The following is a 15,561-nucleotide window of genomic DNA, read 5'->3' as shown; positions in this document are numbered from 1 at the left end:
AACGGACATTGGTGTTATATGCCTCACTCATCCGTAAATTCCTCTGAATGATAGCTGCTGTAAAAACGACCGGATACATTTGTTCCGAATCTCTCATAATTTATGTGTTATATGGTGATGTGAGCAAACTCGCGGTTTATCCAGATGGTAGCCTCATTTCCGATAAAGCGAATAAGCACATAGTTCGAATCTGCTGGGCCGGCGGGGAAATAATTTATAAAATACTTCTGCCACATCCGCTTGCGGGTTACATCATCCGTAATGATTTCGACTGTGCCGCGCAAAGCAACACTATCGCCATAAAATGAATAGGAAAGCCCGGCTTTGGGATTGAGCCTGAAATCGGCAACCTTTTCGGAGTCTGCTGCGGTCACTACCCAGACCTCATTGCATCCTAACGAATGAATTTTATCCAATGGCACAGGGCGCGGAAAACCGTCCGCATTGACCGATGCCAGCGTAACCTCTTTGCACTGCAAAAGCAGGTGTGTAGCTTTTTCAGTCAAACTTCTTTCATCTTTTTCTTTCCAACGTTTGAGTGTTGGGAAGATTTGTTGCATTTGAGCCTTTGCCTGTTGGGGCGTCAGATTCCAACCCGTTTCCTTGTTAATCTGGTCGGTAAACTGAGTGCAGAACTCTATCATCTGGCTCATGTTGAAATCTTGGAGGAAAGCACCGCCTTTGTAGCAGTAGCCACAATAGTCCTTACTTTTACTGCCGTCTGAATTTGTGCCGATGTTACCCTCTACAAGGGGCATACCGCAGCTTTGACAAAATCTTTGTTCCATATGTTCTATCATCGTTTTCAAATAATCAGTTCACTATCCCGTCATCTTTTTTTGAATTTCTCTTTTGCGTATTCGTAGGATTCAAGGATGTAAGGTTTTAATAATTCAAATGTCGCTTCAGATGGGGTTAAAGCGCAAATCCAGCCCATCCACGCATAAACCGGATGCGGCATAATGACATCCTTTGCGGTAAATTCATACGGCATATCTACAATGCAACCTTTACATGGACGTTTGGGCAGTTCTCCGAATAAAGTGCGGAAAGTCTGTTTTCTGACTCCTATATTTATTCGCCACACATCCTTGCGGTCAAGGTGGGAAGCTCGATCATTGTCGCCATCCTTTTCTTTTATCGTCAAGATATAAACCCCACGTTTCAACACTCCATCCGGATTGTAGAAAATCCCACGCTCGCCCCAACTGTTTACTTCGACCGTCCCTTCAAGGTTGTCAAGGCAATATTTCAAAATATCATCAGGTGCAATAGCCATCTTTAATCAAAACATTTAATTAACCTGTACATCGTTTCTATATCCTTCGATGCCATCTCGAATTTTGACTTTTCAATCAGAATGTTCTGGCCGGTCATAATGTAAGAGGACATAATGCGTATTCCATTATAGAAAATCTCAGTATTACGTAACTTGTAAGTAGATATACTTGGAACGGCATTTTTCTTGGTCGCCTTCTTGCATATCATATTAAAGGCTTTCTTTGCCACATCACCCATAAGCATGATAACCTTGACGTTTGGAAACAAAGCAAGCTCTTTTTCCAGATAGGGCAGGCTATCCTCTATGCTCTCCTTTGAAACTGCATATTCGCTTTTAGGTGTCTTGACAGCATTGGTAATGTAAATTCCATGATCCAGAATATCCTGTATTGAATTTACCTCTATCCCTGCTTTTCTGAACAATGGAATTGTCGTTGACATATACGCGGAATCCTGTTTCCCGTAGAAATCCTCCTCCGGACATGACGGGACAACCTCGTTTATCATGATTGCCCGTATCGTTTCCGGCTCAATATTTACGTCATTAAGCCGTAGATTTTGGGTATCCCCACAGAGTTGTTGTAGTTCCAACTTTATATTCATGATTCTCCTGAGGTTAAACGAATTTAGCTGTTTTCAAAGTTACTTGTTTCTATTCAAAAAAGCTGCTGCCAGTTCGGGGCTGTTCAGTGTCATGGCTGACGAGTCTTCGAGATTTTCAGCGTCTTCATCATCCGATATTGAAATGAAGAATGTGATTTCGTCGGTGCGCTCTCCGAATATTCCCGAACCTTTGACCTGCGCCATCGCTGATATCATTGCGCTGAAGAAAAAGGCTTCGCCCGGCAAAGTAGCGTGGTTTTCCCACAGCGATTTGCTGAGCTTCACCAGTTCGCTGCCATGTCCGTCGGAATATCCCCATTCATCCGGATGCCATTTGCTCTCGTCATCGGGTTCTTCGTCTTCGCTTTGAAGGTACTCCAACGTGTTCACAGCGAGAAAAAGAGAGCAGCAATACCTGTCGGTGACCAAGGCGGCAGTGTATATGTGCTCATCATCTATGCAGCCAAGAATTTCGCGCAGGTCAGTTGTAACCGCATCTCTGATTTTTTCAGTCACTTCCTGCCAGAACGGGGCTACGGGAGTGGCCGGTTCTTCTTTTTTCCGCTCGCGGGCTTCAAAGTCGGGCGAGTTGATATAGCCGATATACTCTTTGGCTTCTTCCGAACCGAGTTTTACAGCATCCTCAAAATACTGGTATCCCAACTCAATATCCGTTTCGGTGCCACGACCGAAGGCATACGCCACGCCGAGTGCGGTGAGCACCTTGACGGTTATTGACTCCCATAGATTGTCGATGTCTTCCCCGGCTTCATGAAGATACTCGAATGCCACATCGTCGTCTTGAACTGTTCCAAGCCCCTCCTGATAGCATAAACCGAGGTAGGCGGCGGTCTGCGTCCGGGTGGTCTTGCTGCATTTCGGGTTTTGGTATGCCTTTTCAAACCATTCCACAGCCTTGGCGTAGTCCTGCTCCACATCACCGAAGCCTTCAAACAGATAATATCCTACCTCAAATTGTCCTGCGGGATGTCCGCATTTGGCAGCCATTTCATAGAGTTGATATGCAAGGTCGATATTCTCATCCACTTCTTCACCGGCTTCGTAGATATGCCCTGCATTGTATGCGGCTTGTGGGTCGCCCCTGCGGGCAGCCTCCACATATCGCAACAGCCCACCGTATGAGTCGCCCTTCTCGGTGCGGAGATAATAGCCGTAGTTGTTGCAGATTACGGGTGAAATATCCGCCAGCATCAAGTAATATTTCTCATAAACATCCCGCGCAATTTCGCAGAAGCCGGATTTGCGTATGTCGCAATAATTGCCCCATCCGGCACAAAGACCGCCGTCGAAACTGCGCTCGTACCACACCTTTGCTATCGGCCAGGCCCATGCGTTATAGTCGCTTTCGTCTTTGAATTGCTTGGCATAGTCTGGCTCAACACGTAGATAGTCGCCCCAATAATACACATTGCCGACCATGTAGCAACAGAAGGCGTCGCCACGCTCTGCCTGACCGAGAATCTCTTCAAACGCTTCCTTAAACGAGGCGAACGGCATTGCACGTACCACCGAAGGGGTGAGGTTTGCGCTTCGCGCAGCACAAAGAACGCCCGTGGCACTGCCCATCATCGCGCTCTTTTGCATCAACTTCGATGCGTTGGCATCGTCAACTTTGAAGCCTGCTTGTGGCCACACATACTCCTCACCCATGAAGCAGCGGGCTATGAATGCCAGCGCATCTGCATCGCCCTTTTGCGCCTCCAATATAAGTATTGAGTATCCCCGGCGTATTTCATCGCGGTCAAAACTTGACCAAATCAGCTTGACTGCCGTTTTCACCTGCCTGCTATATTTACCTTTCATCTTTCTCTTCGTCTAAAAATCTGAATACCAGTCTTCCAAAATAATCGTTTACGTCAAACTCCTCCCAACAGCTCAGAGGATCGGGCAATCTCTCGCCATCAATCAGACTCCACAGCCAGCTCCGCAGGAGTCCTTCATCAGAAACAACACCTCTGTAACCAATAGGTACCGGCTCCGACCACCTTACATATTCAACTTTATATCCGGTGGTCGGAGCGGTATCATTGTCACGCCTGCTGATGTTGATATACCCGCCATCGCCTTTAGTGAAATCATAAAGCATCCATAGCGATTTGCCCTCTATGATATCTTCCAAAGCACAGAACACATCCGCCATATCAAAGTATCGGAAATCCTCGCCGTCAACACATAGTTTCGTCTCTGCCATTTCTTGCTCGGGATGGATTTTCTGGCAGTGCCAGCCGGTCATATCAGGGAGCGATGCGGTGCGGAAGAAGTCACACATGATATCGGCGGCCATGTCGCAATCAACGTCCGACCGCCACATTCGCAGCATATATCCGTTGACCATAAAACATACCGCTATACTGCTATCTTTAAAGTAATCAATTGAGTATGCCTTTGCATCGCTGACTAACACCACCGGCACGCATTTTTCAAGGTATACACATCCGTTATCCTCAATGTCATCTATAGCATCAAGGATCTTTTCCTCGGTCACGTTTGATGTGCGTATATCCCCGTTCTTTGTGCCCAGCACATATTGTGGTTTGCGGGCTTTAAGTCCGGAAAAGATGTCTCGTGTATCGTTGCTCATTTTCAATTAACGGTTTTTATGTTCAGCGGTCAGTTTGCCGCTCTCGATTGATATGTAGGGCATAAATTAGTTCTTGTCGTGATATTTTCAGTTCTTCCAAATCAATTCTTCGGAAACGAACATTGTCGGAGTAAACTCCACAATCCGGTAGTCGGCAATTCCGTTGATGTTGAACGGATCTTGAGCGATGATGGAGTCTACCAACGCGCGATTGTCAGACTTTATCATTATCACACCGCCAACGCGGGGAGTCTGCGGACCGGATGCGATGAAATCGCCAGCCGCATAGTGCTCGGCAAGATAGTCACGATGTGCCTGAAGGAAACGGTCGACTTCTTCAAGCGGTTTTTTATATGTCAGAATTGCAATAAACATGGCTGTCCGGTTTTTCCAGCGTTTGAGTTGTGGAAAGAATTGACGCATCATGTCTTTTGCCTGCTCCTGTGTCAAGGTCTGTCCTGACTCCTTGTTTATCTCGTCGGTAAACTGAGCGCAATGTTCAATCATCTGCTCCATAGTGAAGTCTTGTGTGAATCTGCCATCCTTATAGCAGTAGATACAGTAATCCTCGTTGCGACTGCCATCAGCATTAGTACCTTTGTTGTCTGTAGTCAGCGGCATTCCGCAGCTTTGACAAAATTTATGTTCCATATTCTTATCTTATTTTTGTTTAATCAAACCTTCCAAGACAATCTTAGAAACCTCAGCAATGATGGCTGAGGTCGTTGCTATGTCGTAATTGGAATCAGCAACAAACACGGCAATAGAATATCTTGTACCATTAGGCAAATTCACATATCCACAATCATTTACTGCGGATATGCGACCTTCGGGTGTCGGAAATCCCGTACCTGTCTTATGTCCTATCAGGGCATTAGTAGGCAAAAGGGGGAAAGCAAGCCTGTCAAGCCCCGTGCGACACTGTTCAAGCATGACGGATATTTCAGAATATAACTGTGATGCGTTTCTCAATTCGTGGTAAAACCTATCAAATAGCTGCGCCATTGCCAAAGGTGTGGTACGGTTAAGATAGCTTAGGTATGGATCACGGTGCATATCTTCTTCCGAGGCTCCGATTACAATCTCATCAGAGATACCCATTTGCCTCATTATTGATGTTACTCCCGATGTTCCACCGACGCGATGCAGGAGTATGTCTGCCGCATTGTTGTCACTCTCAACCAAAGACCATTCAATCAGTTCTCTTATAGTTATGGTATTTCGGCTCTTACCATACTTTTTGAGCATCGGGCTATAGGTATCCTCTTTCATAGCCTTCTCGCTGAATGTTACGGTATCGTTCAGGGACATACCGTTAGTATTTATCCAGTGCGCTACCGTCAGAGCCAGCGGAAATTTGACTACGCTCATCATAGGGAAGTCCCGATTGCCGTTGACAGATACGGTGTCTTTGCCATTGATAATGACCGCGACACCTATACGGGCATCTTTCCCTTTGATATACTCGTGCAAAGCATTCTCTATCGCCTTGTTTCCACCAGCGAAAGCAGGCGATATAAAAGACAAATATATAATTATAAACAGTAACTTTCTCATTTTGAATACAGTTTTGTCCCTCATATAAAATGACAGTCTAATGAACCTAAATCCCCGTCTTGAATAGCTTTGATTGAATTACGAATTATATCTGCGTCCCAGTTCCACCATTGGAGTTCTTGCAATCGGGCTATAATATCTGTAGAGAATCGTTTTCGTATTTCCTTTGCAGGAACACCGCCAACAATCGAGTATGGCTCGACATCCTTTGTGACAACAGCTCGTGTGCCAATTATAGCACCATCACCGATGGTCACCCCAGCCATTATTATAGCGTCATATCCAATCCACACATCATTGCCAATTACAATATCGCCCTTGTTATCCCAAGCAGAAACAACATCAGATTTCGGTAAGTCCCATTCCTCAAAGAAAAGCGGGAACGTGTATGTAGAAAGCGATTTCAGGGTATGGTTGGCGCAATTGAATATAAACTTTGCTCCGCAGGCTATTGAGCAAAACTTTCCGATAATCAAACAATCATGATTTATAGGATAATGATACAGCACGTTATTCTTCTCAAAGTCACGAGGGTCATTCACAAAATCATTGTAAATGGTAAAATCTCCGACTTCAATATTCTGGTGCGTTATGACTGATTTAAGATAGACAGTCTGATTATCACCAGAACGAGGATATATCTCTGTTTGGTTCATATCTAAAACTATTTGAGCCGTTCTATTTCATTTATATTCAATATGTGCAAATAATGATAAATATTGCCATCTTCCTGCGCATCACCATTAATGCCAATAACGCTCTTGACTTCCATATAATAATCAGTTCTATTCTTGGCGATTGCCTTCTATCACCTGATTTATCAACTCCAGGACTTCATCGTCTGACATTTTCCTATCTCTTACAAGAGTGCTTATCACTCCACGAATGGAATTGTTGAAATATCGCTGAACGACATTTTTCAGATTGTTACCACAATACTCCTCTCTTTCTATAAGGGGATAGTAGATGAATCCGTTGTTTCCTGCCGGCTTGTGGCCTAAAAAGCCCTTATCAACAAGAAACTTCACGAATGTAGATATGGCAGTTCGACTTGGACGAGGTTCGGGATAAGTGGCAATAATCTCCTTAACGGTAGCTTCGCCCTTCTCCCAAAACTTATTCATCACTTCTTCTTCACGCTTGGTAAGTTGTTCCATCATCTTCAACTTAAGATTTATAGTGCAAAGTTAGTCTAAATTCGTTAGACCGCAAAGATTTATATGCTTAAATTACTACTGGTGCGATAAAAATCGCGTTAGTTTAAAAATCATCAAATAAAGAGAGTTCTTTGACATTTTGGTCTGAATTGGTTGATGGGTCTTGTTTGGTCATAAGCCATCGCAGGTCGACACGCTCCAAGGCAGAGATTCTGATCAAGGTCGCCACCTCGGTAATAGAATAGCAGCTGTTATAATTGGCTTTTATTCTTGCTACCGTCAGATAGGCTATGATGGCAGTCCAAATGTGGACTTTAACGGCATTTTCGGAGAATCCCCAAAGATTCTTGACGACGATGTTCTGCTTAATCCACTTGAAGAAAACCTCTATATCCCAACGGTGACGATAAAGATTGGCGATTTCCAATGCGCAGACTTCAAAGTTATTGGATATGAAATCAACAATGGCATCATTGTCCGGGTCATATACTCATACGAATCTCATATCCTCAGGATAGAGCTTGCAGGACTTGTATCCGGTGACACGAATCCGAGAGTCTTCTATGATACTTGGGGTCGTATCGGGGATAGCCAACTGCTCGATGGTTGTGAACTTCATGTTCTCTTTTGGGCGTAACACCCAGAATGCCTGCGACTGATGGAATCTGAACAGTGCCTTGAAGTCAACATACGCCTTGTCCATTACATAAAAAGCGAATGGTTCCGGTGTGAGCATGTCGAGTTCGTTACTGTCATGCCATTTACCATCAGTGATATGGATGTTGGTGGGTATACTTCCTCGTAAATCAAGTAATGTGTGCATTTTAACTGCGCCCTTGCTGTATTTGCCCAACGCCCATGCTGCGAGTTTTATGCTTGTGGATATGGTCGTGGAGTCCAACGCATAAATTACGTTGTCTATGGTTATATCGGAGAGTTGAACCTTTGAATACATTGGTCTAACCAATCCGATAAGATAAAACCCAAGGCCCTCAAAAATACGATAATCCCTGCTTTCGTTTGCGCGAGACAATGATGTATGGTTCACTGTGTTGCGAAAACCGAGGTGATATAGAATTTTTGAGTGAGCTTCCAAGCATAGACAAATGTCTCTAAGTGAATCACACCCTGTCAATTGAACAAAGAGCAGATGAAGGAGGTGGTTGTAACTGGTGAGATTCTTTACATGCCAATCGCCTTTATATTGCTTTACCAGCTTATCGAACCAGTAGCGCGGTATAAACTCGATGACTTGGGAGAACACGAACTTTCCTTGATTCATAATCTTGATGCTTCTGAACAACAAGACTAATAAACCAAATTCAAATCAAAGAATCAATGTACTCTTGTATTTGGCTAAATACTAATATATTAATCACAGTAGTTGGATTTTTATCGCACCACTACTAATTATGAACGAAGGTACGGTGCTCTGGAAGGTCGTTTTCAGAAAAGAATTACAGCACCGCTGGGTGCTGTAATTCTTCTTTGCCGGTTCACTCCGTAATGATAGCGCCTCTCTGTCTGACTTATGAGCAGCTTTGCGAGCTGTTCCGACTGTGATTCGCTCAGGAGTCTGCATTGGTTCTCTTTTTTAGGTTTTACGGGCATTAGTTCTTATCCTTTGGTTCCGATTGTGGTCTTGAACTCATAGACCGCCGCGTCGTCCTTCATGGTGGGACCGTGTACCGTGGCGGTTGTCAGTTCGGGATAGGTATTGGAATAGAATCCCATCACCATTTCGGGGCTGTCCGACGGATTGGGGTCGTCGAGTGTGATTGTGGCTGTCCCTTTCTTGAAAGTGAACACGCGTTTGATTCCTGTGATTTCGAGTGCCATAGTCTTACATCATTTGGGGTTGTACATAATTACCTTGTAACATTGACGCGGGGAAGTCGGGATATTCCGCATATTCCTCCGGCCGGTAAGGAGGCGCGTCGTCCGGATCCGCCATTCTCGGCGCATGAGTCGCCATGTCGTGATCGAACGGCATCGGCTGCTGTGAGTACCGTGGCTGACCGTTGGGAGGATACGCGGCGTTCTGCCCCTCGTTTGGCGGCATCATTCCGCCATTTGAATGTGCATATTGAGGATAGCCACCTTTGGGATGTGCCTGTTGCGGATATCCGTACTGGCCACTATATCCCTGTCCGGGGTTGCCGTATGGCTGTTGAGCGGGGTGTGCAGCTTGCGCCGGCATTTCCTGCTGTGGCATGGCGGACTGATGTTGTGGTGCAGCTTGCTGTTGAACGATCGGTTGTTGAATCGGTTTAACAGGTTCCGGCATTGGCTGAGGCTGTACCTGCGCCGTCGCGGGCTGTTGTGTCGGTTGCTGGACTTGGGACTGCTGCGGTTGAGTCTGCTCTGGTTCCTCCATCATTGCGAAGAGGTCGCCTTGTTCCGACAGTTTCTTCTGCTCGTCAAGCCGTTCGTCGATAGCCTTCAAGTCGCCGGGGTTGGCGTACTTGCGTGCCTCGGTAAGCGCATCCACGGCCTCCTTATGTCTCTTGGCGGCGATATGCTCCTTTGCCTTCTTGAGATTCTTCTCATACTTCTCGCGCTTTTCCCTGTCCTCTTTGGATTCTTTCGCCTTGACTTGATTCCGGGTCTTTCAATCCGGACGATTCTTTTTTTCGGCACCGGAATTGTCACCGCCGGTTGTGCCGCTGTCATGACAGCCTGTCTCATAGTCATTTCTTTTTTATTGCTGTCCGATAAAACTAAAAGGACTGACTCCTGCAATAGGTGCCAGTCCTAATTTTGTTTTGCCTCAAAAAGTTTTATCGGACAGCAATATTTCTATTACTATGACCTTTTGCACATTATAGTAAGTATTGAACTAAATTCAAAGGTCTTATGAAACTATGGTGGAAAGGAGGTAAGCAATGAAACATATACTTTTGATAATTACAGCCATATTGATCTTGAGTGTCTCGTGCAGGGACAAAGGATCTGCGTCAGCATCAAGTGATAGCCGTCATGACTCGATTGTCGCGATAGATGGCAACTGGTCTTTTGAGTTCCTAAAGAAGCTCGGCATAGAATATGAATCGCTTATCGTGAAGGATGATTCTTTGCCGGCTCCATCTGACCGTAATTTTCTTCTCACCACCCCTGAGCAGTGTTCATTTCTCTGAATTGCCTGAATTTATGAGATTCGCTTTATCTATGACTGGGCGATGAGCGGGGAGTCTGCGGCGGGAGAGTATTATGTAGATGGCGCTGAATATGCCTGACGCTATGAGCATGGCGGTCTGGAAACTCCAGCAGACCAGTGAATAGGCCGCACCGTCGCTGTCGCTGATACCGAAAAGGCTGAGCGCGAACATGACGGCGATGTTCCACGGACCAAGTCCACCGTTCGAGGGGACTCCCATGCTGCATGATCCGAATACAAACACCACCAGCCCCGGAATCAACCCCCAGCAATAGCCCTGGCCGCTTATGAGCTGACGTGTGAAGGGGAAGGCAAAGGAACAAAGATAGGTGTCGAGGAAATAGCAGATCCATATGCCGAACGTGAGCACTATGTAGAGGCCGGTCCCTTTCATGTGGAACAGGACCACGAATCCGTTCCAGATTCTGCGGAGACTCCGGTTGACACCTTTGACAAAGGCCGTCCGGCGGAAGAAATAGTCTCCGGCTACCAGAAGCGCGACCACTACGGCAATCCAGATCCACAACCCGCCGCTGGTGGTGATGCGGTCAATGGCCTCACCGAGCGGATAACGGTCGAGAAAACGGTCCATATAGGGTCTGGCCACAAAAAGGGCGATAAACACCAGCAGCAGAATCATTATTCCGTCAGAAGCCCTGTCGCCGATGTCGGTGCCCACAACGGTTGACAGTTTGCATTGCTCGCGGCGGGAGATGTAGACACACCTCCAGGCCTCTCCGAGATACGGGAAAAGCAGATTCAGAGCATATGCCCCGAAGATCGAGACACTTTCGGCCAGGACTGGTATGCGGGGAATGCCTGCGGCGCGGAGCTGTATGCCCCATCGGATGCCTCTGATCACGTGTGACAGGACTGTCAGAACCATCATGGCAACAAGATAACGATAGTCCACTCCGCTGCTCATGATTTCACCTATCTGGCGGATGTCGACTTTGTGGAAGAGCCAGACGACCATTCCTACCGACACCGCTACGGGCAGCAGATATTTCATTACGCGCGCTATGACAGCCACCAGTCTGTGAGCTGATCCCTCTGACATTTTTTGTTGCATCATTGAATTTCCGGTTCGTATTCTCTCCGAGGCTGTTCGGGAACAACCTGTTATCTCTTACAACAAGTGAAAACGCATAATTGCTCACAATAAAAATCCACCCGTCCTGCCGGAGCGGTCCGGCGGGACGGGTGGATTTTTATTCTAAATGCTATTTATCAATAGCGGCGGCGCTTCTGCTCGTAGACGAGTGTGAGTGAAGGAAGATCGCAGATTTCAGAGGGACCGAAGTACTGGATCGGGCCGGGATAAGTGTAGCAGGTGTTATATTTCCAAGTGTTGCGTTCCTTGGCGAATTTCAGGAAGGGCGCACCGTCGAGTTCAACGAGAGCCTTGCGGATCACAGGCTTCATTTCGCCGTGACGGCGTTCCATGTTCATCATCATGGTGATGGGGATACCGCCTGCAATCCAGTTGACGGGAGCGAAGGTGAGATTGCGGAGGCTTGACATGTAGCCGGTCTTGCCCGCTGCGATCAGGCAGGCTGCGGTGTAGCCGAGCGCATAGCAATAGTTTGCGTCGAAGTTAGAGGGATCGGCGCAGCGGCCTTCATAGCCGAAGAAGTGGTGCATTGTGGCATACTTGCCATTGTATTTTCCTTCGGCAGCGAGCTGTTCGAGACGCTTGCCAACCATTTCCGAGAGGAGCTTTTCAGTCTCGATAAGAGAAACCTGCACGTTGCCGTGGGGGTCGCGGTCGAGAGTGAGCTGACGGGCCACGCCTGCAGGGAGCGACTCGTAGGTCTTGGCATTTGCTTCGCTGAGCTGACCGAGCACCCATTCGCGCTGCTTTTCAGGATCAATTGCAGCGAATTCCTCAGCCTTGACAGCGAGAAGGTCGTTGAGTTCGGAGATGAGGGCCTTGACAGCGGGGATGAATTCGATTAGGCCTTCGGGGATGAGGACCACACCGTAGTTGTTGCCGTCTTTTGCACGTGCCACTACCGCATCGGCGATGTCATCCACAACCTGATCGAGTGTTAGATTCTTTGCCTCGACTTCCTCAGAGATGATGCAGACGTTGGGCTGGCACTGGAGAGCGCATTCGAGGGCGATGTGAGAAGCCGAACGGCCCATGAGTTTGATGAAGTGCCAGTATTTTTTGGCTGAGTTACAGTCGCGCTGGATGTTGCCGATCACTTCGGAATACACCTTGGTGGCGGTGTCGAAGCCGAACGAGGTTTCGATGACGTTGTTCTTGAGGTCGCCGTCGATGGTCTTGGGCACACCGATCACCTGCACACCGGCACCGATGGCCTTGTAGTATTCGGCGAGGATGGCGGCGTTTGTGTTCGAGTCGTCACCGCCGATGATAACGAGCGCTTTGATGTCGAGTTCCTTGAGGATTTCAAGGCCCTTGTCGAACTGCTCTTTGGTTTCGAGCTTTGTACGGCCTGAACCGATGATGTCGAAGCCGCCGGTGTTGCGGTATTCGTCAATGATTTCGGCAGTGAGTTCTTTATATTTGTGGTCAACGAGACCGCCGGGGCCCATGAGGAAACCGTAGAGACGGCTCTTTTTATTGATGTTCTTGATACCGTCGAAGAGACCGCTGATGACGTTGTGTCCGCCGGGGGCCTGGCCTCCTGAAAGGATCACACCTACATTGATAGGCTCTACTGACTCCTCTGCCGGAACTTTTTCGAAACGGATTTCGGGGAGACCGTAGGTGTTGGGGAAAAGATTTTTGATGTCTTCCTGATTGTCGGCCGACTGGGTAGCCTCACCTTCAACCACTTTCACACCACCGGTAAGCACGATGGGGAGTTGGGGCTTGTAAGCCGCACGGGCTTGCTGCAAAGCGCTTTTTTTCATCTTTTTTCTTTATAAAGGGTTATTTCTATTTTGACATTGCACCTAAAACGAGGAAAGAATGCTTCGAGATTGTATAATCTCAACCTCTGAATCTGCACTTCTAAAAGACAATTAGCTTTTTACTTTGGCAAAGGTCGCAAATATTTCGGAAAAAATCAAGCGATTTTGCCCTGAGTGTTATAGCCATTTCCCAGGCGTGATCTTGCTGCGTTAAAATCTGCAAAATATTGTAAAAGTGCACACATCCCGCTGTATTGCGCTAATAGCTGTTTTACAGGTAAGTACACTCTAAAAACCCACTAACCAATTTAACATTTACAATATCAACTCCCCCCTGCATATGAAAAATCGGTCAACAATTTGTCATATTTGGCACACCTCAATTGTTACAATATGTTAATTATTGTATTTTTACTGCGCTTTACCCCTTTACCTTTTAACATTTACACATTTAATGCTAATTTTTGTTTCAATCCAAGCCCAAAAGTTTCATTTTGTCAATTATCGAAAAGTCAATATTTTGCCATTTTGAGGCAATGCGACTTTTGTGTAAATATGCCGTAAAATCCGCTCTAAGAGGCTGAAATAACTGAACTTCAATAGGATTTGTTAGTAACCCTTTTCAAATCGGGTCATTTTTGACAATAGCCGACAATCGTCAAATTGACCCTTTGAGCTAAAAACATTTCCTAAAAATTGTCCGAAATATGGCAATCTTGAACGCAGTTATTGTGCCGGCGAAAGTCCTCAAGGGTGGTCGGCATAAGGTCAGAATCTCAGTGGCGCACAATGGAGAAACTCGCTACATAGTAACTGACATCACAATCGAATCCCTCAAAGAGTTTAAGAATGGCTCAATAGTCAAAAGACCGGATGCAGCCATTCTCAATACCAAACTCCGTGGTCTTCTACAACGCTATCAAGGCGTGATCGATGATTTGGCATACACAAACGGTCTGACCTGCTCGGAACTCGTTTACCAAATCAAAAACGCAGGAAATTATAAGCACCGCACCCTATTATCGATCTACGAGGAGTATATGGATAACGCCCACATCAAGCCGGGAACATACAAGGGCTATGTGAACATCTGGAAAACTATCAGCGGGCACCTCAGCGAGAAGATGCTTGTTGAGAACATTACACACGGGACAATCCTGGGACTCGACAAGTATCTCCGTGAACGCGGGCTGAAACCCACTACTGTTCGCAACTATCTCGTGTTCCTGATGGTCTTGCTAAACTATGCCAAGCGATGTGGCTATGTGCAGTTCCGAGTGGACCCCTTTGCCGGATATGAGTTGCCAAAGATGGAGGTTCGCCAATCTTGGCTTTCCGTAGATGAGGTAAGAAAAATCCGGGACATAGAGAGCGTTAAGCCTAACATCATGAAATGCCGGGACCTCTTCATGCTCTCATACTATCTTGGCGGTATCAACATGATTGATCTGCTCAACATCAATTTCAATGAGCAGACCGACACAATCCACTACGTTAGGACAAAGACCGAGTATCGCCCAAAGATGAACAAGTTTGTAGAGTTCCGTATTCCAGACGAGGCTAAGGATATTATTGCCCGTCACAAGGGCACCGATGGTTTCATCCGTGTAACGGAGTTTCAGAGAAAATCAAACTGTCATTACTTCTTCGATGTCAATATGCCCAAGTTGGCAGAGATAACGGGCATCAAACAACTCATATTCTACTCGGCGCGAAAATCATTCAGCCAGCACGCCTTTGACCTCGGCATCAGTGAGAGTGTCATTGACTATATCCTGGGCCATAGAGTTGACAAAGGCGGCACCTCTCTTTACGCCTATATCTCGGTAACGCCTGATAAAGCTACAAAAGCCGTGCGACAGGTGCTGGATAATCTGAAATAAAGTGTTAACTTTGCATTATCAATAAGTTCTTTCCATCTGAAAGGTCTTATTGGTTTGACTTTGGCGGAGGGGTGGTTCCCTCCGCTTTTTTATTAACCCATCAATTCAATCAGCCATGTTTGACACTCCCTCCACAAGCAATGAATTTGACAAATACGATGAGCCGAGGCTCCACATGGAGAGGTTGCTGAAAGCTCACCTTGTAGAGTTTGACATCTCCCTACGCATCCTTTGCCCTCTTGAAAAAGCAGGAATCAGAACACTCGGCGATTTGGTAAATCAAACCGCCAAAGGGTTGAGAAAAATTAATCAACTCGGCAGGATCTCAGTTGAGACGCTTGAAAAATTCCTCGCCTATCACGGTCTATCACTCGCCAAATAAAAAAGGGCTGCCATCTCGACAGCCCGGAGCGTCACACATCATCAATTTACATC

The 15,561-nt window shown here is 46.5% G+C and carries 15 protein-coding genes and 2 pseudogenes; 3 read left to right on the top strand and 14 right to left on the bottom strand.

The genetic code is table 11. The features are described from left to right. Positions 1-107 precede the first annotated feature (107 nt). The 12 genes and pseudogenes from E7745_RS09505 to E7745_RS09440 form a co-directional block, all read right to left on the bottom strand. Complete coding sequence (locus E7745_RS09505) at positions 108-788, bottom strand: zinc ribbon domain-containing protein (protein WP_124076277.1); 681 nt, start codon at positions 786-788, stop codon at positions 108-110. A 41-nt stretch (positions 789-829) separates the two neighbouring features. Further along, positions 830-1,279: a DUF6194 family protein gene (locus E7745_RS09500; protein ID WP_057250590.1), complete on the bottom strand. Its 450-nt coding sequence runs from the start codon at positions 1,277-1,279 to the stop codon at positions 830-832. Between the two features lie 2 nt (positions 1,280-1,281). After that, a complete protein-coding gene (locus E7745_RS09495; protein WP_107033043.1) occupies positions 1,282-1,884 on the bottom strand; it encodes a uracil-DNA glycosylase family protein in 603 nt (200 codons plus the stop codon). Positions 1,885-1,923: 39 nt separating this feature from the next. Next, positions 1,924-3,708 carry a DUF4303 domain-containing protein gene (locus E7745_RS09490; protein WP_136408722.1) on the bottom strand — a complete coding sequence of 595 codons (1,785 nt, stop codon included), beginning with the start codon at positions 3,706-3,708 and terminating at the stop codon, positions 1,924-1,926. Next, a complete protein-coding gene (locus E7745_RS09485) occupies positions 3,698-4,486 on the bottom strand; it encodes a hypothetical protein (RefSeq protein ID WP_123400332.1) in 789 nt (262 codons plus the stop codon). The genes E7745_RS09490 and E7745_RS09485 overlap by 11 nt, the downstream gene beginning before the upstream one ends. A gap of 87 nt (positions 4,487-4,573) precedes the next feature. Then, positions 4,574-5,137, bottom strand: a complete 564-nt coding sequence (locus E7745_RS15255; RefSeq protein ID WP_370291694.1) for a zinc ribbon domain-containing protein — start codon at positions 5,135-5,137, stop codon at positions 4,574-4,576. 9 nt (positions 5,138-5,146) lie between these two features. Next, positions 5,147-6,043, bottom strand: coding sequence for a class A beta-lactamase (gene bla / locus E7745_RS09470; protein WP_104404003.1), 897 nt, complete (start codon positions 6,041-6,043; stop codon positions 5,147-5,149). Positions 6,044-6,063: 20 nt separating this feature from the next. Continuing rightward, complete coding sequence (locus E7745_RS09465) at positions 6,064-6,699, bottom strand: CatB-related O-acetyltransferase (RefSeq protein WP_136408721.1); 636 nt, start codon at positions 6,697-6,699, stop codon at positions 6,064-6,066. A gap of 129 nt (positions 6,700-6,828) precedes the next feature. Beyond that, a complete protein-coding gene (locus E7745_RS09460) occupies positions 6,829-7,200 on the bottom strand; it encodes a BlaI/MecI/CopY family transcriptional regulator (RefSeq protein WP_136409189.1) in 372 nt (123 codons plus the stop codon). A 103-nt stretch (positions 7,201-7,303) separates the two neighbouring features. Then, positions 7,304-8,482, bottom strand: a pseudogene (locus tag E7745_RS09455) (IS4 family transposase). A gap of 335 nt (positions 8,483-8,817) precedes the next feature. Next, entirely contained in the window at positions 8,818-9,039 is a 222-nt protein-coding gene (locus tag E7745_RS09445; RefSeq protein ID WP_016274015.1) for a PRTRC system protein C, read from the bottom strand. 4 nt (positions 9,040-9,043) lie between these two features. Beyond that, positions 9,044-9,745 (bottom strand): annotated as a pseudogene (locus E7745_RS09440) (PRTRC system protein E); the annotation flags it as partial. Positions 9,746-10,085: 340 nt separating this feature from the next. On the opposite strand from E7745_RS09440, the gene E7745_RS09435 reads away from it, so the two are divergent. Further along, positions 10,086-10,337, top strand: coding sequence for a hypothetical protein (locus E7745_RS09435; protein ID WP_124075949.1), 252 nt, complete (start codon positions 10,086-10,088; stop codon positions 10,335-10,337). On the opposite strand, the gene E7745_RS09430 is transcribed toward E7745_RS09435, so the two are convergent. Together E7745_RS09430 and E7745_RS09425 are read right to left on the bottom strand one after the other, a co-directional pair. Then, positions 10,326-11,417 (bottom strand): lysylphosphatidylglycerol synthase transmembrane domain-containing protein, encoded by a 1,092-nt coding sequence (locus E7745_RS09430; protein ID WP_168182076.1) that lies wholly within the window; start codon positions 11,415-11,417, stop codon positions 10,326-10,328. The two genes, E7745_RS09435 and E7745_RS09430, sit on opposite strands and share 12 nt — an antisense overlap. Before the next feature lie 170 nt (positions 11,418-11,587). Further along, on the bottom strand, positions 11,588-13,243 hold the full coding sequence (locus E7745_RS09425; protein ID WP_124075947.1) for a diphosphate--fructose-6-phosphate 1-phosphotransferase: 1,656 nt from the start codon (positions 13,241-13,243) through the stop codon (positions 11,588-11,590). Positions 13,244-13,950: 707 nt separating this feature from the next. Here E7745_RS09425 and E7745_RS09420 point away from each other — a divergent pair. Beyond that, positions 13,951-15,126, top strand: a complete 1,176-nt coding sequence (locus tag E7745_RS09420; RefSeq protein ID WP_136408719.1) for a phage integrase SAM-like domain-containing protein — start codon at positions 13,951-13,953, stop codon at positions 15,124-15,126. 115 nt (positions 15,127-15,241) lie between these two features. Further along, positions 15,242-15,508: a DNA-directed RNA polymerase subunit alpha C-terminal domain-containing protein gene (locus E7745_RS09415; protein WP_135472335.1), complete on the top strand. Its 267-nt coding sequence runs from the start codon at positions 15,242-15,244 to the stop codon at positions 15,506-15,508. The last annotated feature ends 53 nt before the right edge of the window (positions 15,509-15,561 follow it).

This window comes from Duncaniella sp. C9 (assembly GCF_004803935.1).
GTDB lineage: Bacteria > Bacteroidota > Bacteroidia > Bacteroidales > Muribaculaceae > Duncaniella > Duncaniella muris.
The sequence above is the reverse complement of the archived record's forward strand: the minus strand, read 5'-3'. Positions and strand labels throughout refer to the sequence as shown.

Excerpts from the sequence above, each read along its gene's own strand:
- E7745_RS09425 (WP_124075947.1), bottom strand. The coding sequence starts at position 13,243 with ATGAAAAAAAGCGCTTTGCAGCAAGCCCGTGCGGCTTACAAGCCCCAA.
- E7745_RS09420 (WP_136408719.1), top strand. The coding sequence starts at position 13,951 with ATGGCAATCTTGAACGCAGTTATTGTGCCGGCGAAAGTCCTCAAGGGT.
- E7745_RS09435 (WP_124075949.1), top strand. The coding sequence starts at position 10,086 with ATGAAACATATACTTTTGATAATTACAGCCATATTGATCTTGAGTGTC.
- bla (WP_104404003.1), bottom strand. The coding sequence starts at position 6,043 with ATGAGAAAGTTACTGTTTATAATTATATATTTGTCTTTTATATCGCCT.
- E7745_RS15255 (WP_370291694.1), bottom strand. The coding sequence starts at position 5,137 with ATGGAACATAAATTTTGTCAAAGCTGCGGAATGCCGCTGACTACAGAC.
- E7745_RS09490 (WP_136408722.1), bottom strand. The coding sequence starts at position 3,708 with ATGAAAGGTAAATATAGCAGGCAGGTGAAAACGGCAGTCAAGCTGATT.
- E7745_RS09460 (WP_136409189.1), bottom strand. The coding sequence starts at position 7,200 with ATGGAACAACTTACCAAGCGTGAAGAAGAAGTGATGAATAAGTTTTGG.
- E7745_RS09500 (WP_057250590.1), bottom strand. The coding sequence starts at position 1,279 with ATGGCTATTGCACCTGATGATATTTTGAAATATTGCCTTGACAACCTT.
- E7745_RS09415 (WP_135472335.1), top strand. The coding sequence starts at position 15,242 with ATGTTTGACACTCCCTCCACAAGCAATGAATTTGACAAATACGATGAG.
- E7745_RS09485 (WP_123400332.1), bottom strand. The coding sequence starts at position 4,486 with ATGAGCAACGATACACGAGACATCTTTTCCGGACTTAAAGCCCGCAAA.
- E7745_RS09495 (WP_107033043.1), bottom strand. The coding sequence starts at position 1,884 with ATGAATATAAAGTTGGAACTACAACAACTCTGTGGGGATACCCAAAAT.
- E7745_RS09505 (WP_124076277.1), bottom strand. The coding sequence starts at position 788 with ATGGAACAAAGATTTTGTCAAAGCTGCGGTATGCCCCTTGTAGAGGGT.
- E7745_RS09445 (WP_016274015.1), bottom strand. The coding sequence starts at position 9,039 with ATGGCACTCGAAATCACAGGAATCAAACGCGTGTTCACTTTCAAGAAA.
- E7745_RS09465 (WP_136408721.1), bottom strand. The coding sequence starts at position 6,699 with ATGAACCAAACAGAGATATATCCTCGTTCTGGTGATAATCAGACTGTC.
- E7745_RS09430 (WP_168182076.1), bottom strand. The coding sequence starts at position 11,417 with ATGTCAGAGGGATCAGCTCACAGACTGGTGGCTGTCATAGCGCGCGTA.